Raw genomic sequence first — 22,995 nt, forward strand, 5'->3', positions numbered from 1 at the left:
CTTACGTGGCCGACCACTACGAAGTCCTCGGCGTTGACCGCAACGCCACCCCCGACGAGATCAAGAAGGCGTACCGCCGGCTCGCGCGCGAGCTGCACCCGGACGTCAACCCGAGCTCCGAGGCGCAGGAGCGCTTCAAGCTCGTGACCCACGCCTACGACGTGCTCAGCGACCCGCAGCAGCGGCAGCAGTACGACCTCGGCGGCTCGACCGGCTTCGGCGGCGGGGGAGCAGGCGACTTCGCGGGCTTCGGCGACATCTTCGAGACGTTCTTCGGCGGGGGAGGCGGCGCGACCCGCGGCCCGCGCTCCCGGCGCGAGCGCGGCCAGGACGCCCTGTTGCGCGTGGAGGTCGACCTGGAGGAGGTCGTCTTCGGCACGCACCGCGACCTGGACGTCGACACCGCGGTGATCTGCGAGACCTGCAACGGCTCCTGCTGCCAGCCCGGCACCGCCCCGGTCACCTGCGACATCTGCCACGGCACCGGCAGCATCCAGCGCTCGGTGCGCTCGCTGCTCGGGAACGTGATGACCTCCAGCCCGTGCGGCAGCTGCCGCGGCTACGGCACCGTCATCGCCACGCCGTGCGTCACCTGCCAGGGCCAGGGCCGCGTCCGGGCGCGCCGCACCGTGCCGGTCGACATCCCCGCCGGCGTCGACACCGGCCTCCGGTTGCAGATGCCGGGCTCCGGCGAGGCCGGCCCCGCCGGCGGCCCGAACGGCGACCTGTACCTGGAGATCAAGGTCAAGCACCACGAGGTGTTCAGCCGCGATGGCGACGACCTGCTCTGCACGCTGGAGCTCTCGATGGCCGACGCCATCCTCGGCACGACGGCGACCGTGAAGGCGCTGGACGGCGACATCCGCCTGGAGTTGAAGCCCGGCACCCAGAGCGCGGACATCGTCACGGTGAAGGACCGCGGCATCACCCACCTGCGCGGCAGCGGCCGCGGCGACCTGCGGGTGGGCATCCAGGTGGTCACGCCGACGAAGCTCGACCACAAGGAGAAGGAGCTGATCAAGAAGTTCGCCGCGACGCACCACAACCCGGAGCCGTCGCTCGCGCGCTTCCAGCAGGGCCTGTTCGCGAAGCTCCGCGACCGGTTCCTCAACCTCTGACGGGCGGACGATGAGCTCGCTCTACCTGCGTGAGGACCTCACCGACGTCCAGGTGGGCGCCCGGCTCACCCTGACCGGTGCCGAGGCCAAGCACGCCGCCACGGTCAACCGCACCCGCCCGGGCGAGAGCATCCTGATCGGCAACGGCCGCGGCCTGGTCGCGTCGGGCGAGGTGCTGGTCGCGACGAACACCGAGCTGACCATCGACGTCGAGGCGGTGGAACGCGTCCCGCGCGCGGAGCCGGCGATCACCCTCGTGCAGGCGCTCGCGAAGGGCGACCGCGACGAACTCGCCGTCCAGGCCGCGACCGAGCTCGGGGTGGACGCGGTGATCCCGTGGTCGGCCTCCCGCTCGGTGTCGCGCTGGGAGGGCCCCAAGGTCGCGAAAGGCCGCGACCGCTGGGCGGCGATCGTGCGCGAGGCCAGCAAGCAGTCGATCCGGGCGTGGACGCCGGAGGTCGGCGAGCTGGCGACGACCAAGCAGGTGGCGGCGCTGGCGGAGACCCACCGGGTGCTGGTGCTGGAGCCGGGGTCGACGTCAGCGCTCACGGCGGTGCGGCCGGACGGGCGACCACTGGCGCTCGTGGTCGGACCGGAGGGCGGGATCGCGCCGCAGGAGCTGGACGCGTTCCTGGCTGCGGGGGCGGAGGTCGTGCGGCTGGGGGATACGGTGCTGCGGACGTCGACGGCGGGGCCGGCGGCGCTGGCGGTGCTGAATGCGGCGCTGGGGCGGTGGTAGGGGGCGCCAGGCTGGCGGTCGCGGGCCCGAGGCTTCACCCGCATCTAGAGGTAATTCGCAGCGCCCACGAAGACATAGAAGCCAACCGCTAGAACACACACGATAAGGATCGGGCCGTACACCAGCCACACGATCGCCAGCGCGAACCGCGGGTATGGGGCGCCCCGCGTGCGCGAACTCGCGGCCGCGAGAACGGAAATGAGCAGCAACGGGAGCCACACCCCCGCACTGAATAGAGGAGCCCCGATCACTTCGAGCTCGGCGTAGGGGTTGTGATAGCTCGACTCCCTCGCGCGCCGCTGACTCTCGGTCCCGAAGTAGACGGACGTCCAGAACACCAGGGTGCCGGACGCCCAGAACGCCACGGCCAGCCAGAACAGGACGACGGGCAACACCCGCGATGCGGGACGCGCAGGAGGTTCGTCCAGGACGGTCGCGGTGTGTTGCTGTCCGGTCTCTTGGGTTTGGTCATCCAGCCTAGGGACCGGCGCGTGAGGGTCGGGCATTACCGGGTCACCGGTCGGGGTAGGGGGTGATCGTGGGGCTGTTGGTTGGATCGTACGGGTTCTGTTCGAGTGGGTCGAAGGCACGGTAGCCGGTAGGGCCGGAGAAGTCGTTCAGGGTGGGGTCGGTGGAGCACTCGGTGTAGAAGCTGAGGACGAACTGGCGGTCGCTCGCGGTGGCGCCGGCTGCGAGGCTCCCGTCGGCGCGGTCGGCGCGGTTCACAGCACGTTTCCGACCGTCGGGGTGGGTCATCGGGGTGATGACATTGCTGACGATGTAGCCCTGGCCTTCCCAGTATTCGCCCATCATCTTCACGAACTCCAGCGGGTCGCCGAGCGGTGGATGGTAGAGGTCGATGTCGAGGCGTTCGCGCCTGCTTGAGTCGCTTGCTCCCGCGGAGCAGCCTTGTCCGATGAACTCGTCGGTCTCCGGGTTCCAAGGAATATCCGCGGCATTTGACCATCCGTCAGCGATGCCGGAAGCGGCAATCCCGGCTGTGACAGCGGCGATGAGTTCACCACGGAGCTGTTGACCCGTCTTCTGCGGCCCGGGGTCGGCGGGGGTGGTCATGGCGCAACCTCCAAGGGTGAGCATGAGAGCGAGAGCGGAAGACGCAAGGGTGGCGGCGGTACGAGAGCTGTTCAACGGGGTCAGTATCTGTCTCGGCGACGCGTTCTGGCGGTCTCATCTCGGAGATCTACGGCGTCGGTTGTGGTGGTGGTGAGGCCGCCGCTGATCTGGTCGCGTTGCCCGGTGGTGGTGGCGGCGATGTTCAGCAGGGACTGCGTCCGCGGATCGAAATAGCCGTGGCCTTCGGAAGGCAAAGTGTTGAGGAACCCGCCGTGAGTGGTCCTGCCCCTCTCGCCGATGGCGTTGTGCCCGTCTACCGGTTCGAGATCCTTGCCGTCGCCGTCCGAAGGGAAGGACTCGGCGCCGCCGATCGCCCGGCCCATCGGTTCCACGACCTCGGGGTTGGGTTCGGCGCGGCCGCCTGCGTGCGCGCCGAACGGCGCGAGTTGGTCCGGTGTCGCGGCCGTCGTGTAGATGTGATCGGCGCGTAGCTTCGACAGCGATGACACGACCGAGGTGTCGATCCCGGCGGAGGCGACCATCACGAACGCGTCAATGCGGAAGTCGGTGAGCGTGAGCGCGATCGACGCCATCGTTGTGCCGTAGGAGTGTGCAGTGACGGTGATCGGTGCAGGGCCCGGACCGAACGTGGCACGGGTGGCGGCGTTTCCGTCGAGTTCGGCCGCGAACCGGGGTGCGCCCTTCTTCGCCGAGTCGCTGGAGATCACCCCATCCACATCAGGATTGTCGTACTCCAGGTACGCGACCACACCCGGGTGACGAACGTCGAGCTCCTGTTGGGCCCTCCAGAGATTCTTGGCTGCGTCCGACCACCCGTCGAGCGAGTCTTTCGCCCCCGACTTCATCCCGCTCGCGCACCAGGTGGTGTTGTCACAGGTGTCGAGGTCGCCGTAGCCGACCGCGACCCGGGGCGGAGCCATGAACACGTTGAAGGCCACCAACTGAACCGGAACCCCCTTGGCAGGTGAGGTGAGCGCCTGCCCCATTTTCCCCAGCGCGGCCTTCTGATCGTCCGTCAGCTTCGGGTTCTTCATCGCCTTCGCGAAGCTGATCCGGTTCGCGATATCCCGGTCCTTGTACGGCAGCCCCGGAAGGTTGCCGAAGAGCCCGGGCGCGGTCTTCAGCAGTGTGCTGCGGGTCTCCGGCGCCAGCCGGCTCCACCAGCCCGCGACCTCCTCCGGGTCCGGCGGGTGCTCCCAGAACTGCCGCAACAGGGGCGGGTTCTGCCCGAGCAGGACCTTCAACTCGTCCGGAGTGAGCGTACGCAGCACGGTCATGTTCCCCATCGCGACCGTGGGCTCGGACGCCTGGATCCGGCCGAGCTTGTCCACACCGGACGTGAACGCGGTCAACTGAGAGGCGGTGGAGGCGGGCAGGGCACCCCGCGCAGCCGCCTCCAGCCGGCGGATGAAGTCCGCCTCCGCCCACTCGTGATCCTCTTTGGCCCGCCGTCCCAGCGCACGGGCGTCCTCCAGCCGCTGCTGGGCGTCCCCCAGGCGGCGCCCGGCCCGGAGCAGGTCTTTGCGCACCGACTCCGCACGCTGACGGGCGGCGTACAGCTCCGCATCCGCCGAGAAGCCGGCACCGGCTGCACGCGACGCCAGCGCGGCCACTCCTTCCAGCAGTGCGGCGTGGTCACCCGTCAGCGCCCCGACCGCCGCCTCCGCGACGGCGATGTCGTGCTGCGCCTCCTCCGCCTCCCGCAACGCGCGATCGGCGTCGTACTGGGTGGCGGAAAGCGCCTCCGCCCACGACTGCGCCGCATCGCCTGCCTCACCGTGCCGGGTCGACGCGGTCTGCGCGGCGTCCCGGACCACGCGCAACCGTTCCCGGAACGCCTCCGCCGCCAGGCCCGACCAGTACCGATCCGCGACCGAAGCCAGCGCCTCGTTCGCGGCGTTGCCGAGCTCTCGGTGGTGTTCCGCCTGCGCGCGGAGTGTGGCCATCCACGCAGCCACCGCGTCCACGTTCCCCGGCGTCGGGTCGGAGTCGAACGTCAGCGGCGACCAGTCCTGATACCTAGAACGCACGGAGGCTCCCGCCGAACATCTGCGCGCTCTCCGCGTCGCGGCGCGTGTAGCCGTCGGCCGTCGAACGCAGCACCGTCACCAGTGCCTCCTCGCTCTGCGCGAGGGCCGACCGCCCTGCCGACCAATAGCGCTCGAACCCCGCGAACGCCCAGTCCATCCGGGACGAGCCGAGGTCGCCGGCGTCGAAGCTCGCGTCGCGCACCTTCGCGCCCGTCGCCGACAGTGCCGAGGCTGCCGCCCGCAGACGATCCGTGTCGACCGAGACCTTCATGTTCATCACGCCCCCTTCGTTTGCTCACAGAGGCATATCACATGGAGTACAGGCACCCGACATGTCACCGGGGACCAGGGGTGTTGCAGAGAACCTGCCGAGCACCGCCCTCATCGCGAGGCGCTGACGAATAGGATGGACACCATGGAGACAGGGGAGCGCTCGATCTTCTCGCGCATCATCGCGGGGGAGATCCCGGCCGACGTCGTGTACGACAGCGAACGCATCATCGCGTTCCGCGACATCGCGCCCAAGGCGCCGGTGCACCTGCTGGTCGTGCCGAAGACCGAGCAGTACCGCGACGTCGTGGAACTGGCCGCCGGTGACCCTGCGCTCCTCGCGGAACTGGTGGCGACCTCCAAGAAGCTCGCCGACGAGCACGCGGACGGCGACTTCCGCCTGATCTTCAACACCGGCGCCGGCGCGGGACAGACCGTGTTCCACGTCCACGCCCACATACTGGGCTCGCCCGACGGCGGGCTCGAGGAAGGAAGCCTTGGCAGCGAGTGACGCGACGACCCCGGATGGAGCCACCACCCCTGACGGGCAGGCGAACCCGGGAGGTTCGGCCGAGGCGCGCCTGAGCGTCGACGGGATCCAGATGGTGCGGCTGCTCGGCCCACAGGACCGCCTGCTCACGACGCTGGAGCGGCAGTACCCCCTGGTCGACGTGCACGTGCGCGGCAACGAGATCAGCCTGACCGGCGATCCGGCGCAGGTGGCCGCGGCCCGCGCGCTGCTGGAGGAACTGCTTCAGATGGTCCGAAACGGCCAGGACCTCGGGCCGGCCGAGGTCGCCAGCTCCGCGCGGATGATGCGCAGCGACCTGAACCTCAGCCCCTCCGACGTGCTGAGCCAGGCGATCCTCACCGCGCGCGGCAAGAGCATCCGGCCGAAGACGCTGGGCCAGAGCCAGTACGTCGACGCGATCGACCACAACACCATCGTGTTCGGCATCGGCCCCGCCGGAACCGGCAAGACCTACCTGGCGATGGCGAAGGCCGTCCAGTCGCTGCAGCGCAAGGAGGTCAGCCGGATCATCCTCACCCGTCCGGCGGTGGAGGCCGGCGAACGGCTGGGCTACCTGCCCGGCACCCTCACCGACAAGATCGACCCGTACCTGCGCCCGCTGTACGACGCGCTCAACGAGATGCTCGACCCGGAGCTCGTGCCCAAGCTGCTCGCCGCGGGCACCATCGAGGTCGCACCGCTGGCGTACATGCGCGGCCGCACGCTGAACGACTCGTTCATCATCCTGGACGAGGCGCAGAACACCACGCCGGAGCAGATGAAGATGTTCCTCACCCGGCTCGGCTTCAACTCCAAGATGGTCGTCACCGGCGACATCACGCAGATCGACCTCCCGAACGCCGCGAGCGGCCTGCGGCTGGTGACGCGCGTGCTGAACGACATCGACGACATCCACTTCGCACGGCTGACCAGCGACGACGTCGTGCGGCACAGCCTGGTCGGCCGGATCGTCGACGCCTACACCGAGTACGACGCCCGGCAGCAGGCGCGACAGTACGAGCGCGAGGAGGCCCGCGAGTTCGCGAACCGCGCCGAACGCCGCTCCGGCATGCCGCGCGACCACCTCCCGAAACGACAGGGCCCGACACGATGAGCATCGAGATCAACAACGAGTCCGGCATCGAGGTGGACGAGTCCGCCCTGCAGCGCCTGGCCGGCTACGCGCTCGACATCATGCACGTGCACCCGGACGCCGAGCTCGCGATCGTCCTGGTGGACGAAGCGGCGATGGAGCAGCTGCACGTGCAGTGGATGGACGAGCCGGGCCCCACCGACGTCCTCAGCTTCCCGATGGACGAGCTGCGCCCCGGCACCGAGGAGGAGCCGGCCCCGGCCGGGCTGCTCGGCGACGTCGTGCTCTGCCCGCAGGTCGCCCAGGTGCAGGCGGAGACCGCCGGCCACACCCTGATGGAGGAGCTGCTGCTGCTGACCACGCACGGCATCCTGCACCTGCTGGGCTTCGACCACGCCGAGCCGGCCGAGGAGCGGGAGATGTTCGGGATCCAGCGCGACATCCTCGTGGGCTTCGCCCGCTACGACCGGCAGCGCTAGGCGCCGGATGCTCCCAACCTTGTTCTTCGTCGTCGCGTTCCTCCTGGTGGCGTTCGGCGGGCTCATGGCGGCCGTGGACTCGGCGCTGGCCGTGCAGTCGCGCGGCGACATCGCCGACCTCGCCGAGACCTCCCGGGCCAAGAAGTCGCTGGCGGCGATCGCGGAGGACCCCGGCGCCTACTTCAACGCGATCAACTTCAGCCGCATCATCGCGGAGACCACCGCCGCGGTGCTCGTGACCCTCGCGTTCGAGCAGATCTTCGAGGAGTGGTGGCTCTCGCTGATCCTCTCGGCGGCGATCATGACCGGCGTCTCGTTCGTGCTGGTCGGCGCCAGCCCGCGCAGCGTGGGCCGCGCCAACTCGCGCATCCTGCTGCAGCTCACCGCGCCGGTCGTGCACGGCATCCGCGTCGTGCTCGGCCCGATCCCGGGCGGACTGGTCGCGCTCGGCAACCGGGTCACCCCGTCCCGTGCCCGTTCGGCGCCGGTGACGAGCGAGGAGCAGCTGCTCAGCATCGTCGACGAGGCGACCGAGTTCGACGTGCTGGAGGAGGACGACCGGGAGCTCATTCACTCGATCTTCGAGTTCAGCGACACCGTGGTCCGCGAGGTGATGGTGCCCCGCACCGACATGATCACCATCGACAGCTCGGCCGGCCTCGGCACGGCCATGGGGATGTTCTTCTCCACCGGCGTCTCCCGGATGCCGGTGATCGACGGCGACCCGGACGAGGTGGCCGGCATCCTCTACTTGAAGGACGTCGCCAAGCTCAGCTACGAGAGCGCGCTCGGCGCCGACACGCTCACGATGGGCGAGCTCGCCCGGCCTGCGCTGTTCGTACCCGAGTCGCAGAAGGCCGACGCGCTGCTGCGCCAGATGCAGCTGGAGTCCAACCACCTGGCAATGGTGGTGGACGAGTACGGCGGGATCGCCGGCCTGGTCACCCTGGAGGACCTCATCGAGGAGCTGATCGGCGACATCTCCGACGAGTACGACCACGAGGTCGAGTTGGTGCAGCAGCTCGGCGGCGGCCGGCTCCGGGTCGCCACCCGGCTCCCGATCGACGACCTCGGCGAGCTGTTCGACCTCGAGATCGAGGACGAGGACGTCGACAGCGTCGGCGGCCTGGTCGCCAAGGCGCTCGGGCGTCTGCCGGAGGTCGGCTCCACGGTCGCCGTGCACGGCCTGCGCTTCACCGTCGACCGGATCGACGGCCGCCACAAGCATGTGAGCACGGTGCTGGTCGAGCGCGACACCGCGCTGCTGCCGGAGCCGCACGAGGAGGCGGTGGCGGACAAACCGCAGAAGACGCACAAGCAACCCAAATCCGACCGCCAGCACAAGGAGGCCCGCGCGTGAGCGAGTACCACGCCGGATTCGTCTCGTTCGTCGGCCGCCCCAACGTGGGCAAGTCGACCCTCACCAACGCCCTCGTCGGCGAGAAGGTGGCGATCACCAGCTCCAAGCCGCAGACCACGCGCCGCGCCATCCGCGGCATCGTGCACCAGCGCGACGGCCAGCTCATCCTCGTCGACACCCCCGGCATCCACCGGCCGCGCACCCTTCTCGGCGAACGGCTGAACACGCTCGTGCAGTCCACCCTCGGCGACGTCGACGTGATCGGCTTCTGCGTGCCGGCGGACGAGAAGATCGGCCCGGGAGACCGGTTCATCAACGACCAGCTCGACGACTACCCGAACGCCAAGAAGGTCGCGATCGTCACCAAGATCGACGCCGCGGGCAAGACCCAGGTCGCGCAGCAGCTGCTGGCGGTGTCCGCGCTGCGCGAGTGGGAGGCGATCATCCCGATCTCCGCGACCAGCCGCATCCAGCTCGAGACGCTCACGTCCGAGCTGATGAAGCTGCTGCCGGAGTCGCCCGGCCCGCTCTACCCGGAGGACGCGATCACCGATGAGGGCGTGGAGGACCGGATCGCGGAGTACATCCGGGAGGCGGTGCTGGAGGGCGTAGAAGACGAACTGCCGCACTCGCTCGCGGTGACGATCGACGACATCGTGGAGCGCGACGACAAGGACCTGGTCGAGGTCTACGCCAACCTGTTCGTGGAGCGCGACAGCCAGAAGGCGATCGTGATCGGCAAGGGCGGCGCCCGCATCCGCGACGTCGGCGCGGAGGCCAGGAAACCGATCGAGGAGCTCTTGGGGAAGAAGGTCTTCCTGTCGCTGCGGGTGAAGGTGGCGAAGGACTGGCAGCGCGACCCGAAGCAGTTGGGGCGGCTGGGTTTCTAGGAGGCCGTTCTCCGGTCGTCCCGCCGTACATCCCCAGGATGATTCCGCCCCGCGGATGCGTCCGCGCGCCCCGCGGCCCTCTAACGTAGAGATATGCCAGATCGCGCCCGCGTCCTGAGCGCACTCGCGCCGCACCGTTGGGTGCTGGAGCCCGCGCTGGCCGTCGTGCTGTTCGGAGTGTGGCTGGTCATCGGCCTCCCGTTCGATCTCGCCGGCGCCCTGTCCGTGCTGCTGTACTGCGCGGCCATCGCGCTGTCGCGGGTGCTGCCGGTGGTGGCGCTGGAGATCGCCTGGCTCGCGGTCATCGCCGAGCTGAGCGAGTCGGCCTCCCTGCCGTTGCCGCACCGCCTCATCTCCGCCGTCGCCGTCGCGATCGCGCTGTTCGGCATCGCGTCGCACGGCGGGAGGGTGGTGCGCTGGTTCGGGTTCGGTTCCGCCATCCTCTGGGCGCCGGCGATGGCGTACCTCTTCACCGTGCGCGGCGACCTCAAGTTCCCGCAGTTCGGGCCGGTGATCGGCGGCTACTACACGAGCCAGGGCGTCGGCCTGCTGATGATGAGCCTGCTGCTGGCCGTCGTGTTCGTCAGTGCGTGGCTGCTCGGCTTCCTCGTCGCTCGGCAGCGGGCGACCGCGACGTCCGAGCCCGTGCCGTCGCTGCTGGTCTGGCTGGCATCGCCCGGCGGCGGTCCGGCGCCGGAGGGCGACGCGGGTGACAGCCCCCGACTCGTGCGGCGGCTGACCCGGCCCCAGCTCACCTTCGACATCGCGGGCGCGGTCGCGTACGTCTTCTTCTGCCTGGTCACGGACTTCACCTCCAGCCTGGTGCCCGACGCGATCGGGCGGTCGACCTTCCTGGTCCTGATCGTGTTCGCGGTCGCCGTGGCGCTGCGCCGGATGTCGCCCGCCGTGTCGCTCGCCATCGCGTGGCTCGCCGCCGTGGTGCAGATGACGACCGGCCACAACATCCTGGTCAGCGACATCGCCGTGCTGGTCGTGCTGTACGCGACGGCGCTCTACGGCGACAAGGTCGTCCGCTACGCCGGACTGATCTCGGCCGGAGTGGGCGCGCTGGTCGCCTCGCTCTACCTGACGCTGACGTCCGCGCTGGCGCAGGGCTACTTCGACCTGCTGTCGTCCCAGCTCACCGGAATGGCGCTCCAGTTCGCCTTCCTCTTCGTCGTGAGCGCGACCGTGCTCGGCCTGTCCTGGGTGCTCGGCCTCCTGGCCCGCACCTGGCGGAACGCCCGGGCCTCCCGGCACGCGCAGATCGCGGCGGAACTCGAGCGCAACCGCGCCGAGGAGGTCGTGGTCGTCGAGCAGGAGCGCACCCGCATCGCCCGCGACATGCACGACGTGGTCGCGCATTCGCTCGCGGTCGTCATCGCCCAGGCCGATGGCGCCCGCTACGCCCGGCACGCCGACCCGGGCGCGGTGGACACGGCGCTGGAGACCATCGCGGCGACCGCCCGCTCCGCGCTCGTCGACGTGCGGGTGCTGCTGGCCGAGCTGCGCCAGAGCCAGCCGGAAGGACCGCAGCCGTCGCTCGCCGACGTCGACCAGACGGTCGAGCAGGTGCGCGCGGCGGGCCTCCCGGTCGTCATGGAGCGCCGCGGCGAGCTCGACGGGCTCGGCTCAGCGCAGCAGATCGCCGCGTACCGCATCGTGCAGGAGGCGCTCACCAACGCCCTCCGGCACGGGGACACCACCCGCCCGGTCTCCGTCGTGCTCGCCCAGGCGGGCGGCGCCGACTCGGGTCCAGGCATCGTCATCACCGTGAGGAACAGCATGAAGACACCGACCCCGGAACCCTTGGCCGCCGGCGGCCTCCCGCGCATCGGGCACGGCCTGCCCGGGATGCGCGAGCGCGCGACCCTGGCGGGCGGCTCGCTGTCCGCGGGCCCCGCCGACGACGGCTTCGTGGTTACGGCGTTCCTGCCGGTGGTCTCCGGGGTGCGCGCGTGAGCGCCCCGATCGCGGTAGCGCTCGTCGACGACCAGGCGCTGTTCCGCGCGGGCATCCGTATGCTGATCGGCTCGCAGCCGGACCTGGAGTTCGTGGGCGAGGCGTCGGACGGACGGGAGGGCGTCGCCCTCGTGCGGGAGAAGCGCCCCGACGTCGTGCTCATGGACATCCGGATGCCGGTCATGGACGGCATCGCCGCCACCGCGCGGATCACGGAGGAGGCGGAGCGGGAGGGCCGCGCGCCGGCCCGCATCATCGTCCTCACCACCTTCGACCTGGACGAGGCCGCGGCGCGCGCGATCCGCAGCGGCGCGAGCGGCTTCGTCTTGAAGGACGCGGAGCCCGAGTTCCTGCTCGCCGCCATCCGCACGGTCCACGCCGGCAGCGCGGTCATCGCGGCCGGGGCGACCCGGGAGCTGTTCGAGTACTTCTCCGACAGCCGGCAGGCCACGCAGACGCCGCCGGAGTTCGCCTCGCTCACCAGCCGCGAACGGGAGATCTTCGTGCTCGCCTCGCGCGGGCTCAGCAACTCCGAGATCGCGGGGACGGAGTTCCTCAGCGAGGCAACGGTGAAGACGCACATCAGCCGCATCCTGGCCAAGCTCGGCCTGCGCGACCGGGTGCAGATGGTGGTCTACGCGTTCGAGCACGGGCTGACCGGGGGAGCCGCCGAGCGGGCGGAGTGAGTCGGGCAGATGAGCGGGCGGGCGATTTCACCCGCAGATCATCCTCTGGGCTGATCCTCTGTGGATCCCCAGCCCGATCCGCCGGCGCCTGCCGCTTCCTAGGTTGGAGGCATGGACACTCCCGACACGATGGTGGCGCGCGTCGACGGCGCGACGAAGACCTATGGAACCGGCCCGAACCGGGTCACCGCCCTCGACGACGTGACCGTCGGCATCCCCGCCGGACGGTTCACCGCCATCATGGGCCCGAGCGGGTCCGGCAAGTCGACGCTCATGCACGTGATGGCCGGCCTGGACTCCGTGACCGGCGGGCGCGTCTTCCTCGGTGACACCGAGATCAGCAGCATGGGCGACGCCGAGCTGACCGTGCTGCGCCGCCGCCGCGTCGGTTTCGTCTTCCAGTCGTTCAACCTCGTCCCGACTCTGGATGTGCGCGCGAACATCCTGCTGCCCTTCGAGATCGACGGGCGCCGTCCGACGCTGCCGGAACGCGAGTGGATCGACGGCCTGATCGAGCTGCTCGGCCTGACCGACCGGCTGACCCACCGCCCGCACGAGCTCTCGGGCGGCCAGCAGCAGCGCGTCGCGATCGTGCGCGCCCTGGCGACGCGCCCCGACCTCGTGTTCGCGGACGAGCCCACCGGCAACCTGGACTCCCGCACCGGTCGGGAGGTCCTCGGCGTGCTCCAGGATGCCTCCCGCAGCTACGGCCAGAGCATCGCGATGGTCACGCACGACCCCGTGGCCGCGAGCTACGCCGACCGTATCGTGTTCCTCGCCGACGGCCGGGTCGTCGCCGAGCGCGAGCGGTCGAGCGCGGAGGACATCTCCGCGTACATGCTCGGGATGGAGGCGCGCGCGTGATCCGCGCCTTTCGGGCGAACGCGCGCGACCACCGCGCCAGCGTCCTCGTCTCCGCCCTCAGCTCCGCGTTCGGCGTCGCGCTGCTGGCCTGCACCAATGTCCTCGGCGCCTACATCGGGGCGTCGCCGATGGGAGCCCACGGCTCGGCCCGGTTCGCCCTCGCGCTCGTCGCCGGCATCTTCTTCGTGATCGCCGTGTTCGTCGGCGCCATCGTCACCACGAACACGTTCGCGACCGTCATCGCCGGCCGCACCCGCACCATCGCCCTGATGCGCCTGCTCGGCTCCAGCTCGAAGGCGCAGCGCCGCGCGGTCGCGGGGGAGGGCCTCGCCGTCGGCCTGATCGGCGCGCTCACCGGCGGCGTCGTCGCCGTGGTGCTCGCGCTGGCCGCCGTTCGCGTGTTGATCTGGTGGGAGGTCCTCCCGAACGTGCTCTATCCGGTCGTCACGCCGTCGCTGCTCGCGCCTCCGGTTGTCGTCGTCCTCACCACCTGGGCAGCGTCATGGATCGGCAGCCGGCGGGTGCTGACCGTTGCCCCGGTGGAGGCGCTGGGCGCGGCGCAGGAGCGGCCGTCCGCGGCCGTGCGGAGCCGGGGGCGCATCGTGGCCGCGGCGCTGCTCATCCTGCCGGGCGCCGCGCTGCTGGGATTCGGCCTGCTGCTCGGGCTCGGCGCGTTCGTGAAGTCGGGGAACACCGGGCTCGTCGAGTTCGGCCGCTTCGGGGTGCTGATCGCGATGCTGGGCGGACTGCTCTCGTTCACCGGCGTGATCGTCGCGGCCCCGCTCTTCCTCCCCGCGGTGCTGCGCGGCGTCGGCCTGCTGTTCGGCGCGAGCGCGGCCGGGAGGCTCGCGGCGGCCAACGCCGTTCGGAACCCGGAGCGCAGCTCGCGCACCGCGATCGGCCTCGTCATCGGCGTCACGCTGATCACGATGTTCGTCGTCGCCACCCAGACCTGGCTCACGATCATCCGCGGCGCGGCCGCGAAGGACCCCGAACTCTACCAAGGCGCTGAGAGTGTGCTCACAGTCACCATGCTCGTTTTCAGCGGGCTGGTCGGCTTCTCCGCGGTGATCGCGGCGGTGGGCGTCGTCAACAGCCTGTCGCTGAGCGTGCTGCAGCGCCGGCGGGAGCTCGGCCTGCTCCGGGCGCTCGGCCTGAGCGCCGCGCAGGTGCGCCGGATGATCCTGGCCGAGAGCGCGCAGCTCACCGTCGCCGCCGTGCTCTCCGGGCTGGTCCTGGGCACGCTCTACGGCTGGATCGGCGCGCAGACTCTGCTCGGGCAGCTCCCGGGCGGCGGCCTCGTCCCGCCCGCGATCCCGTGGTTGTTCATCGGGCTGATCGTCGCGGCTGCTGCGGTGCTCACCGTCGGGGCCTCGGTCGCGCCGACCCGCCGGGCCACCCGCGTCGCGCCCGTGGAGGCCCTCGCCGTCGAGTAGCGAGACTCCAGGTTTCCTGGACGCTCATCAAGCCTCAGCTATCCGCAGGCTGGGTGTCCGATACTGGTTCACTGGCGCACCGGCGACCCGTGCCCATCAACCGTGCCGGAGCGCCTCCTGCACTTTCGAGAGGATCCACCCCTGAACTGGCTCATGACCCTGAGGATCGACAAGCCGCCGTTCCTCATCACGATCGACCTCATCATCCTGGTCCTGGCGGTGTACCTGCTCGTGCGTCCCACCTCGAAGCGCGCGCTGGCGGGGGCGCTCGCGGCTGCCGGCGGTGCGCTGATCGGCTGGTTGCTGGTGTGGCTGACGGACGACGTCTACAACCTCTTCGGTGTCGGCCTCACCCCGGTGACGACGATGTGGGTCGCCATCGGCTGCGCCGGCGTGGGGCTGGCGATCGCCAACTTCGCCCGGTCGCGCTGGTGGCGGAAGGTGATCGCGGGGATCGGCATCCCGATCTTCCTGCTGGCGGCCTTCGCCGGCGTGAACTTCGACTTCGGCGCCTTCCGCAACCTCAACGACGCCGTCGGGGTGGTGCCGTACAAGGCGCTGAACCTGCACCACGAGCGAGGCGAGGTCATCACGGGCACCGCGTGGTCGGCCTCCACCGCACAGACCGACCCGCCGGTGAAGGGCCAGATCGGGACGGTCAAGATCCCGGGGACGCTGTCGAGCTTCCCGGCGCGCGACGCCGTCGTCTACCTGCCGCCGGTGGCCCTCGGACCGAACCCGCCCGCGCTCCCGGTGCTCTACGCGCTCTCGGGCCAGCCCGGCGCTCCGGCCGACATGTTCACGGCGGGACGGATCGGGACCTACCTCGACGCCTACGCGGCCAAGCACAACGGCTACGCGCCGATCGTCGTCGCTCCGGACCAGCTCGGCGGCCCCGGCCGCAACCCGATGTGCATCGACTCCCGGGCCTTCGGCGACTCGGCCACGTACCTGCTCAAGGATGTGCGTAACTGGATCACCTCCCACCTGCGGGTGAGCAGCGACCCGGCCGCGTGGGGCGTGTTCGGCTACTCGCAGGGCGCCACCTGCGCCGCCCAGTTCGCCGCGAGCCGGCCGGAGCTGTTCGGCTCGGCGCTGTCCTCCTCGAGCGAACTCGGCCCGACGCTCGGCAACGTGCCGCTCACGATCGCCACCGGTTTCGGGGGGTCGCGCAACGCCTTTGAGGACGCCCAACTCGGGCCTACGATGAAGGCGCACGCCCCTTACAAGAACACGCTGATGGTCTTCGGCGCGGGTCAGAACGACGCCAAGTACACTGCTTTCGCGAAGACGCTGCACTCCGATGCGGTCTCCGCCGGGATCCGCAGCGAACTTCTGCTCTCGCCCGGGACGGCACACGATTGGAACACGGTGCGCTACACGCTGACGAACGGCTTCCCCGCGGTGGCCGCTCACATGGGGCTGGCCCCGTGACCGATGCCGTGACCACGGGGGACGGCGCGCCGGCGGAGGGCGGCGCACCGGGGGACGGCGCTACTCCGGCGCAGGACGGAACGCGGGTCGGGGAGGGCGCGGCCGTGCAGACGCAGGAGCCTCCCGCCCGGCCGCCTGCTCCTCCCGCTCGGGCGTCCGGCTTCGGCGGCGCGGTGCGCCGGCTCGGCCGGCTGATCGCCACCCACCCCTTCACCGCGGGGCTGACGGCGCTGATCCTCGTGCTCGCACTGGTCACCGGTCCGATCCACGGTCCGCACCGCCCGCTGCGCGTCTGGCTCGGTGTCGGGCCGGACCAGCTGATGGACGGGCACTGGTGGGCGCCGGTCACCGCCGTGCTGTTCACGAACAACCTCGCCGAGCTGATCGTGGTGCTCGCGCTCACCGTGCTGCTGGTCGGCGTCTCCGAGCGGCTGATGGGCGCGTGGCGCACGGCGCTCGCGTTCTTCGCGACGTCCGTCGTCGGCATCCTCGCGGGCGTCGGTATCGAACTGATCGGCTCGCAGACAGGGGAGATGTGGGCGCGCAACGTCCACCACCTCGTCATCCTCGATGTGCTCACCGGCATCGCCGGCACGATCATGACGGCGAGCGCGTTCGCCGGAGCGTTCTGGCGCCGGCGCATCCGCGTCATCACGCTGCTCATCGCGATCATGTACCTGCTGTACTCGGGCGACCCGTCCGACCTGTACCGGCTGCTGGCGGTGCTCGCCGGCCTCGGGCTCGGCGTCCTGCTCCGGCCGCACGAGCGCCTGCTCGGCTGGCGACGCTCCTCGCATCACGAGGTCCGGGTGCTGCTCGCCTCCGCGGTGACGATCAGCGCGCTCGGCCCGGTCATCGGCCTGCTGACCCAGTCGCGGTTCGGGATGCTGTCGCCGATCGGCCTGCTGTTCTCCAACGACGTGCCGACCACGGGCAGCGTGCTGGAACGCTGCCAGGCGTTCGCGGTCACCCGGGACTGCGTCCACGACCTCACCCTGGAGCGGATCAACGGCCTCGGACCGGTCCTCATCTCCGTGCTGCCGCTGCTGACGCTGCTGGTCGCCGCGTACGGCCTGCTGCGCGGCCGCCGCTTCGCGGTCTGGCTGGCCGTCTCGGTCAACGCGCTGCTCGCCGTGCTCTCCGGGCTGTACTTCGGCATCCTCCCGTTCGCCGACCCGCGGCCGACCGTGTCGCCGCGCTACTGGGAGGTCACCTTCAGCCTGGCGCTGTCGGCGCTCGTGCCCCTCACGATGGCGATCCTGCTGGTGGCGTACCGCCGGCACTTCACGGTGCTCGCCACCGCCAGGTCGGTGCGCCGCTACCTGATCACCGTCGCGCTGACCGGCCTCGGCCTGATCGGGCTGTACGTTCTGGTCGGCTGGCTGCAGAAGGACACCGGCTTCACCCGGCCGATCGACATCACCGACCTCCTCAACGACGTGCTGGAGCGCTTCATCCCGGTGAGCTTCCTCCGGCGCGAGCCGCTGCAATACCTGCCCACCACACCGCTGGCGACCGTGGTCTACCACAACATCGGCACGGTGTTCTGGCTGGTCGTGATCCTCGCGGCCGTGCCGTTCATGGTCGGGCGCGGAGCGTGGCGCCGCTCGGCCGGCGACGCCGGACGCATCCGCTCCCTGCTGGAACGGGGCGGCGGCGACGCCATCTCGTTCATGGCGACCTGGCCGGGTAACAGCTACTGGTTCGACTCCGCGACGGGCGGAGCCGTCGCCTATCGCGTCGTCGGGCGCGTGGCGCTCACCACCGGCGCGCCGTTCGGCGCGGACGAGTCGGTGCACGACGGCATCATCGAGCGCTTCTCGCGGTTCTGCGACGACAGCGGCTGGATCCCGGTCTTCTACAGCGTCGACGCCCAGTACCAGCCGGTCTTCGACAGGATGGGCTGGTCGACCATGACGGTCGCCGAGGAGACGGTCATCCGGCCCCAGCAGTGGGCGACCACCGGCAAGAAATGGCAGGACGTCCGCACCTCGATCAACCGCGCCCAGCGCGCGGGCATCCGCGCCGAGTGGACCACCTTCGGCGCGCTGCCGCTGAGCGCGGCGGTGCAGCTCTCGGACATCTCCGAGCAGTGGGTCGCGGAGAAGGACCTCCCCGAGATGGGCTTCACGCTCGGCGGCCTGGACGAACTGCGCGACCCGGCCGTGCGACTCATGCTCGCGGTGGACGAGTCCGGTCGCATCGAGGGCGTGACCTCCTGGCTGCCGAGCTACCGCGACGGCCACGTGGTCGGCTGGACGCTGGACTTCATGCGCCGCCGCCCCGGGAGCATCAACGGCGTCATGGAGTTCCTGATCGCCGAGGCCGCCACCCGCATGAAGGCGGACGGCGTCGAGTTCATGAGCCTCTCGGCCGCTCCGCTCGCGCACACGGCCGGCACCCCGGACGAGGAGAAGAGCGGGATGGACCGCGTCCTCGGCTACCTCAGCACCTCGCTGGAACCGGTGTACGGCTTCCGCTCGCTGCTCAAGTTCAAGCAGAAGTTCCAGCCGGAGCTGCACCCGCTGATCATGGCCTACCCGGATCCGGTCGCCCTCCCGGCGATCGGCGTGGGCCTCGTGCGCGCGTACCTGCCCGACCTGTCCATGCGGCAGGCGGCGGCGCTCGCGGTGGGACGCGGCTGATGATGCGCCGTGGTACCGTTGATTCTGTGTACGGTCTGCTCCTTCTTAGCTGCCGCGACGAGTCCTAGTTCCGGGCCTCCCTCGTCGCGGAGTTCGTCGTCGGCTCTCCACACCACACCGCGAGGAGAAAACAGACCATGAAGAACACCCAGGCGCCGAGCGCCATGCCGATCCACAAGTACCGGCCGTTCCACGAGCAGATCGCCGTCGATCTGCCCGACCGGACCTGGCCGTCGAAGCGCATCACCCAGGCGCCGCGCTGGTGCGCCGTCGACCTGCGCGACGGCAACCAGGCCCTGATCGACCCGATGAGCCCCGAGCGCAAGCGCATCATGTTCGACCTGCTGGTCCGGCTGGGCTACAAGGAGATCGAGGTCGGCTTCCCGTCGGCCAGCCAGACCGACTTCGACTTCGTCCGCAGTCTGATCGAGGAGGGCGCCATCCCCGATGACGTCACCATCCAGGTCCTGACCCAGTCGCGCGAGCACCTGATCAAGCGCACCTACGAGTCGCTGGTCGGCGCCAAGCAGGCGATCGTGCACCTCTACAACTCCACCAGCATCCTGCAGCGCGAGGTCGTGTTCCGGACCGACCAGCAGGGCATCGTCGACATCGCCCTGGCCGGCGCCCGACTGTGCAAGCAGTTCGAGTCGCTGGTACCCGGCACCGAGATCTACTACGAGTACTCGCCGGAGTCGTACACCGGCACGGAGCTGGAGTTCGCCGCCGACATCTGCAACCAGGTGCTGGAGGTCTTCGAGCCGACCCCCGAGCGCAAGGTCATCATCAACCTGCCGGCCACCGTCGAGATGGCCACGCCGAACGTCTACGCCGACTCGATCGAGTGGATGTCGCGCCACCTGAACCACCGCGAGAACGTCATCCTGTCGCTGCACCCGCACAACGACCGCGGCACCGCCGTCGCCGCGGCGGAGCTGGGCTACATGGCCGGCGCCGACCGCATCGAGGGCTGCCTGTTCGGCAACGGCGAGCGCACCGGCAACGTCGACCTGGTGACGCTGGGCGTCAACCTGTTCACGCAGGGCATCGACCCGCAGATCGACTTCAGCGACATCGACCAGATCAAGCGCACAGTGGAGCACTGCAACCAGCTGCCGGTCGGCGAGCGCAGCCCGTGGGGCGGCGACCTGGTGTTCACCGCGTTCAGCGGCTCGCACCAGGACGCGATCAAAAAGGGCTTCGAGGCCATGGCCGCGCGGGCCGAGCGCGAAGGCGTCTCGGTCGACGACCTGGTCTGGGCCGTCCCCTACCTGCCGGTCGACCCGAAGGACCTGGGCCGCAGCTACGAGGCGGTCATCCGGGTGAACTCGCAGTCCGGCAAGGGCGGCGTCGCCTACCTGCTGAAGACCGACCACGCGCTCGACCTGCCGCGGAAGCTGCAGATCGAGTTCTCCGGCGTCGTCCAGGCCAAGACCGACGCGGAGGGCGGCGAGGTCACCAGCGCCCAGATCTGGGACATCTTCCAGGACGAGTACCTGCCGGCCCCCGCGACGGACCCGGACGCCAAGTGGGGACGCTTCGAGCTGGGCAGCACGAGCACGACGAACGAGACCGGCGACCACGTCACCCTCACGGTGGCACTGCGCGACGGCGACACGGTCGCGAAGGCCACGGGGGAGGGCAACGGCCCGATCGCCGCGTTCTTCGACATCCTGAACGCGCGCGGCATCAACGTCCACCTGTACGACTATTCGCAGCACACGCTGTCGGCGAGCGAGTCGGCGCAGGCCGCGGCCTACGTGGAGGTGGACGTCGACGGCGTGCGCCTCTGGGGCGTCGGCATCGACGGCGACACCACGACCGCGTCGTTCAAGGCCGTCGTGTCGGCCGTGAATCGCGCCGTGCGCGCGTCGGCCGGCAACGCCGCCGAGAAGGGCGAGCTGGTCGGGGCCTGACCCGCGGCTCCCACGCACCCTCACCCGTAACTCCGGAGATCCCGCCCCACCGGGCCGCGATCTCCGGAGTTACGGCGTTTCCGGCGGCGTGTCGCCCGGAGTCTCCAGAGTTACGGCGCGTCGTGCGGCCGGTCGATCCGGTACCGCGGAATCGCCCCGGTGTCGGTCCGCTCGATCGTCCGCTCGTCGCTCGGCCGTCTGCCGAAGCCGAACGCCATCCAGCGGGGCGCGCGGAGGCGGCCCAGTTCGCGCTGTTCCGGCAGGCTCCAGCCGAAGCGGACGGCGAGGAGGCGGATGACGAGGGTCGCGATAACGCACACCAGCACGGCGATCGTGAACGGCACCTTCAGGTCGACCAGGATGACGAGCACGATCGTGCCTGCTCCCGCGGCGACCGCGTAGAGCGACCCCACGTGCATCAGCGCGATGGGCAGGTTCAGCAGCACGTCGCGCAGGATCGACCCGCCGACCGCCGACACGACGCCCACGAACACCGCGGGCACCTCCGGAAGGCCGAGCGCCAGCGCCTTCGTGGCCCCGATCGCGCCGAACAGCCCGATCGTGAGCGCGTCCAGGAACGTGATGATCGGGTCCAGCCTCCGGAACAGCCGCACCAGCAGCATCCCGAGCAGCGCCGCGACGACCGTCGCCGGCAGGTACCAGTTCGATTGCAGCGCCACCGGCGTCACGTTGAGCAGCAGGTCGCGCAGCAGGCCGCCGCCGAGCCCCGTCGCCACACCGATGATCGCGATGCCCAGCAGATCGAGTCGGCGGTCGCGGAACCCGGAGGCGAACATCGCGCCCTGCAGGCTGCCGACGCCGACGGCGACCAGGTCGCCCCAGAGGGGGATCGAGAACACCGCGGATGTCACCAGTCACTTGTATCACGCGGGATACTGGAGTCGTGCCTGTCTACCGTGATGAAGCCGTCGTGCTGCGCACCCACAAGCTGGGCGAAGCCGATCGCATCGTCACCATGCTCAGCCGGCAGCACGGCAAGATCCGTGCGGTGGCGAAGGGCGTGCGGCGGACGGCCTCCAAGTTCGGCTCGCGGCTGGAGCCGTTCATGGTGGCCGACGTCCAGCTCTACGAGGGACGCAGCCTCGACGTCGTGACGCAGGCCGAGACCATCGGCGCCTACGGTGCGCTGATCGCGGACGACTACGCCAGCTACACCGCCGCCAACGCGATGGTGGAGGCCGCCGACCGGCTCACGGACGCCGAGGCCTCCCTGCAGCAGTACCTCCTCCTCGTCGGCGCCCTCCGCTCGCTGTCCCGGCACGAGCACGGCCCGCAGCTCACCCTCGACTCCTACCTGCTGCGCGCGCTGTCGCTGGCGGGCTGGGCGCCGAGCTTCCTGGACTGCTCGCGCTGCGGCGCACCTGGCCCGCACGACCACGTCGTCGTCCAGCTCGGCGGCGTGGTGTGCGACGACTGCGCGCCGCAGGGTGCCCCGCGGATCGACGCCGCGACCATCGCGCTGCTCGGCGCGCTGCTCACCGGCGACTGGGCGACGGCGGACGCCTCCGACGACTCCACCCGCTCGAAGGCGAACGGCCTCGTCGCCGCGTACACCCAGTGGCATCTGGAGCGCGGCCTGCGCTCCCTGCAGCACGTCCAGCACGATCAGAAGGCGAGCGGATGACGCCCAAGCCGTACACGCACAAGGACGCGGTCGCGTACCGCCCCGTCGACTGGACGGGCGTGTACCCGCCCGTATTCCCGGCGAAGGCGGTGCCGGAGCACGTCGCGATCGTGATGGACGGCAACGGCCGCTGGGCGAACCGGCAGGGTCTCACCCGCATCGAGGGCCACCGGGCCGGGGAGGCCTCCCTGCTCGACGTCGTGGCCGGCGCGATCCAGGTCGGGGTGAAGCACCTCAGTGTGTACGCGTTCTCCACCGAGAACTGGAAGCGCTCGCCCGACGAGGTCCGCTTCCTGATGGGCTTCAACCGCGAGGTGCTGCACCGCAGGCGCGACCAGCTCAACGAATGGGGCGTGCGGGTCCGCTGGGCCGGCCGCACGCCGCGGCTCTGGTCGTCGGTCATCAAGGAGCTGCAGTTCGCCGAGCGACTGACGGCGGGCAACGACGTCCTGACGCTGACCATGTGCGTCAACTACGGCGGCCGCACCGAGATCGCGGACGCCGTGCGGTCGATCGCCGCGGAGGTCGCCGCGGGCCGGCTGAAGCCGTCAGCGGTGGGGGAGAAGACCATCCAGCGCCACCTGTACATCCCGGACATGCCCGACGTCGACCTGTTCGTGCGCAGCTCGGGCGAGCAGCGGACCAGCAACTTCCTGCTCTGGCAGAGCGCGTACGCGGAGATGGTGTTCCTTGACACTCTGTGGCCCGACTTCTCGCGCACCGACCTGTGGAACGCCATCGACATCTTCGCGCGCCGCAACCGCCGGTTCGGGGGAGCGGTGGACACGCCGGACGACGTGGCGCTGTGAGCGCCGGAATAAC

The 22,995-nt window shown here is 70.3% G+C and carries 21 protein-coding genes; 16 read left to right on the plus strand and 5 right to left on the minus strand.

All coding sequences use genetic code 11. The annotated features are described in order from the left end of the window. Positions 1 to 5 precede the first annotated feature (5 nt). Positions 6 to 1,118: a molecular chaperone DnaJ gene (gene dnaJ, locus AC1ROW_RS02055; RefSeq protein WP_493017201.1), complete on the plus strand. Its 1,113-nt coding sequence runs from the start codon at positions 6 to 8 to the stop codon at positions 1,116 to 1,118. Between the two features lie 10 nt (positions 1,119 to 1,128). Then, positions 1,129 to 1,857 carry a 16S rRNA (uracil(1498)-N(3))-methyltransferase gene (locus tag AC1ROW_RS02060; protein ID WP_493017202.1) on the plus strand — a complete coding sequence of 243 codons (729 nt, stop codon included), beginning with the start codon at positions 1,129 to 1,131 and terminating at the stop codon, positions 1,855 to 1,857. 44 nt (positions 1,858 to 1,901) lie between these two features. On the opposite strand, the gene AC1ROW_RS02065 is transcribed toward AC1ROW_RS02060, so the two are convergent. The 4 genes from AC1ROW_RS02065 to AC1ROW_RS02080 form a co-directional block, all read right to left on the minus strand. Beyond that, positions 1,902 to 2,249: a hypothetical protein gene (locus AC1ROW_RS02065; RefSeq protein ID WP_493017203.1), complete on the minus strand. Its 348-nt coding sequence runs from the start codon at positions 2,247 to 2,249 to the stop codon at positions 1,902 to 1,904. A 121-nt stretch (positions 2,250 to 2,370) separates the two neighbouring features. Next, a complete protein-coding gene (locus AC1ROW_RS02070) occupies positions 2,371 to 2,931 on the minus strand; it encodes a hypothetical protein (RefSeq protein ID WP_493017204.1) in 561 nt (186 codons plus the stop codon). Positions 2,932 to 3,011: 80 nt separating this feature from the next. Further along, positions 3,012 to 4,982: an alpha/beta hydrolase gene (locus tag AC1ROW_RS02075; protein ID WP_493017205.1), complete on the minus strand. Its 1,971-nt coding sequence runs from the start codon at positions 4,980 to 4,982 to the stop codon at positions 3,012 to 3,014. Further along, positions 4,972 to 5,259 (minus strand): hypothetical protein, encoded by a 288-nt coding sequence (locus tag AC1ROW_RS02080; RefSeq protein WP_493017206.1) that lies wholly within the window; start codon positions 5,257 to 5,259, stop codon positions 4,972 to 4,974. The genes AC1ROW_RS02075 and AC1ROW_RS02080 overlap by 11 nt, the downstream gene beginning before the upstream one ends. A 138-nt stretch (positions 5,260 to 5,397) precedes the next feature. On the opposite strand from AC1ROW_RS02080, the gene AC1ROW_RS02085 reads away from it, so the two are divergent. The 12 genes from AC1ROW_RS02085 to leuA all read left to right on the plus strand — a co-directional run bounded on the left by AC1ROW_RS02085 (position 5,398) and on the right by leuA (position 20,528). Beyond that, positions 5,398 to 5,763: a histidine triad nucleotide-binding protein gene (locus AC1ROW_RS02085; protein WP_493017207.1), complete on the plus strand. Its 366-nt coding sequence runs from the start codon at positions 5,398 to 5,400 to the stop codon at positions 5,761 to 5,763. Between the two features lie 91 nt (positions 5,764 to 5,854). After that, positions 5,855 to 6,877: a PhoH family protein gene (locus AC1ROW_RS02090; RefSeq protein ID WP_493018345.1), complete on the plus strand. Its 1,023-nt coding sequence runs from the start codon at positions 5,855 to 5,857 to the stop codon at positions 6,875 to 6,877. Then, positions 6,874 to 7,335 carry an rRNA maturation RNase YbeY gene (gene ybeY / locus AC1ROW_RS02095; RefSeq protein WP_493017208.1) on the plus strand — a complete coding sequence of 154 codons (462 nt, stop codon included), beginning with the start codon at positions 6,874 to 6,876 and terminating at the stop codon, positions 7,333 to 7,335. Before AC1ROW_RS02090 ends, ybeY begins: the two co-directional genes overlap by 4 nt. 7 nt (positions 7,336 to 7,342) lie before the next feature. Then, positions 7,343 to 8,695 carry a hemolysin family protein gene (locus tag AC1ROW_RS02100; RefSeq protein ID WP_493017209.1) on the plus strand — a complete coding sequence of 451 codons (1,353 nt, stop codon included), beginning with the start codon at positions 7,343 to 7,345 and terminating at the stop codon, positions 8,693 to 8,695. Further along, positions 8,692 to 9,585 (plus strand): GTPase Era, encoded by an 894-nt coding sequence (gene era / locus AC1ROW_RS02105; RefSeq protein WP_493017210.1) that lies wholly within the window; start codon positions 8,692 to 8,694, stop codon positions 9,583 to 9,585. Before AC1ROW_RS02100 ends, era begins: the two co-directional genes overlap by 4 nt. A gap of 93 nt (positions 9,586 to 9,678) precedes the next feature. Further along, positions 9,679 to 11,547 carry a sensor histidine kinase gene (locus AC1ROW_RS02110; RefSeq protein WP_493017211.1) on the plus strand — a complete coding sequence of 623 codons (1,869 nt, stop codon included), beginning with the start codon at positions 9,679 to 9,681 and terminating at the stop codon, positions 11,545 to 11,547. After that, positions 11,544 to 12,233 carry a response regulator gene (locus AC1ROW_RS02115; protein ID WP_493017212.1) on the plus strand — a complete coding sequence of 230 codons (690 nt, stop codon included), beginning with the start codon at positions 11,544 to 11,546 and terminating at the stop codon, positions 12,231 to 12,233. The genes AC1ROW_RS02110 and AC1ROW_RS02115 overlap by 4 nt, the downstream gene beginning before the upstream one ends. A 111-nt stretch (positions 12,234 to 12,344) precedes the next feature. Beyond that, positions 12,345 to 13,097: an ABC transporter ATP-binding protein gene (locus AC1ROW_RS02120; protein WP_493017213.1), complete on the plus strand. Its 753-nt coding sequence runs from the start codon at positions 12,345 to 12,347 to the stop codon at positions 13,095 to 13,097. Beyond that, complete coding sequence (locus tag AC1ROW_RS02125) at positions 13,094 to 14,533, plus strand: ABC transporter permease (protein ID WP_493017214.1); 1,440 nt, start codon at positions 13,094 to 13,096, stop codon at positions 14,531 to 14,533. Before AC1ROW_RS02120 ends, AC1ROW_RS02125 begins: the two co-directional genes overlap by 4 nt. 153 nt (positions 14,534 to 14,686) lie before the next feature. Next, a complete protein-coding gene (locus AC1ROW_RS02130; protein WP_493017215.1) occupies positions 14,687 to 15,967 on the plus strand; it encodes an alpha/beta hydrolase in 1,281 nt (426 codons plus the stop codon). Then, positions 15,964 to 18,612: a bifunctional lysylphosphatidylglycerol flippase/synthetase MprF gene (locus AC1ROW_RS02135; protein WP_493017216.1), complete on the plus strand. Its 2,649-nt coding sequence runs from the start codon at positions 15,964 to 15,966 to the stop codon at positions 18,610 to 18,612. The genes AC1ROW_RS02130 and AC1ROW_RS02135 overlap by 4 nt, the downstream gene beginning before the upstream one ends. Positions 18,613 to 18,749: 137 nt before the next feature. Continuing rightward, positions 18,750 to 20,528 (plus strand): 2-isopropylmalate synthase, encoded by a 1,779-nt coding sequence (leuA, locus tag AC1ROW_RS02140; protein WP_493017217.1) that lies wholly within the window; start codon positions 18,750 to 18,752, stop codon positions 20,526 to 20,528. Positions 20,529 to 20,638: 110 nt separating this feature from the next. Here leuA and AC1ROW_RS02145 read toward each other — a convergent pair whose 3' ends face one another. Continuing rightward, on the minus strand, positions 20,639 to 21,400 hold the full coding sequence (locus AC1ROW_RS02145; RefSeq protein WP_493017218.1) for a trimeric intracellular cation channel family protein: 762 nt from the start codon (positions 21,398 to 21,400) through the stop codon (positions 20,639 to 20,641). Between the two features lie 32 nt (positions 21,401 to 21,432). Here AC1ROW_RS02145 and recO point away from each other — a divergent pair, with 32 nt between their 5' ends. Further along, positions 21,433 to 22,173: a DNA repair protein RecO gene (gene recO, locus AC1ROW_RS02150; protein ID WP_493017219.1), complete on the plus strand. Its 741-nt coding sequence runs from the start codon at positions 21,433 to 21,435 to the stop codon at positions 22,171 to 22,173. Beyond that, positions 22,170 to 22,982, plus strand: coding sequence for an isoprenyl transferase (locus AC1ROW_RS02155; RefSeq protein ID WP_493017220.1), 813 nt, complete (start codon positions 22,170 to 22,172; stop codon positions 22,980 to 22,982). Before recO ends, AC1ROW_RS02155 begins: the two co-directional genes overlap by 4 nt. Positions 22,983 to 22,995 lie beyond the last annotated feature (13 nt).

This window comes from Leifsonia sp. GW821-FHT13C09 (assembly GCF_058806435.1).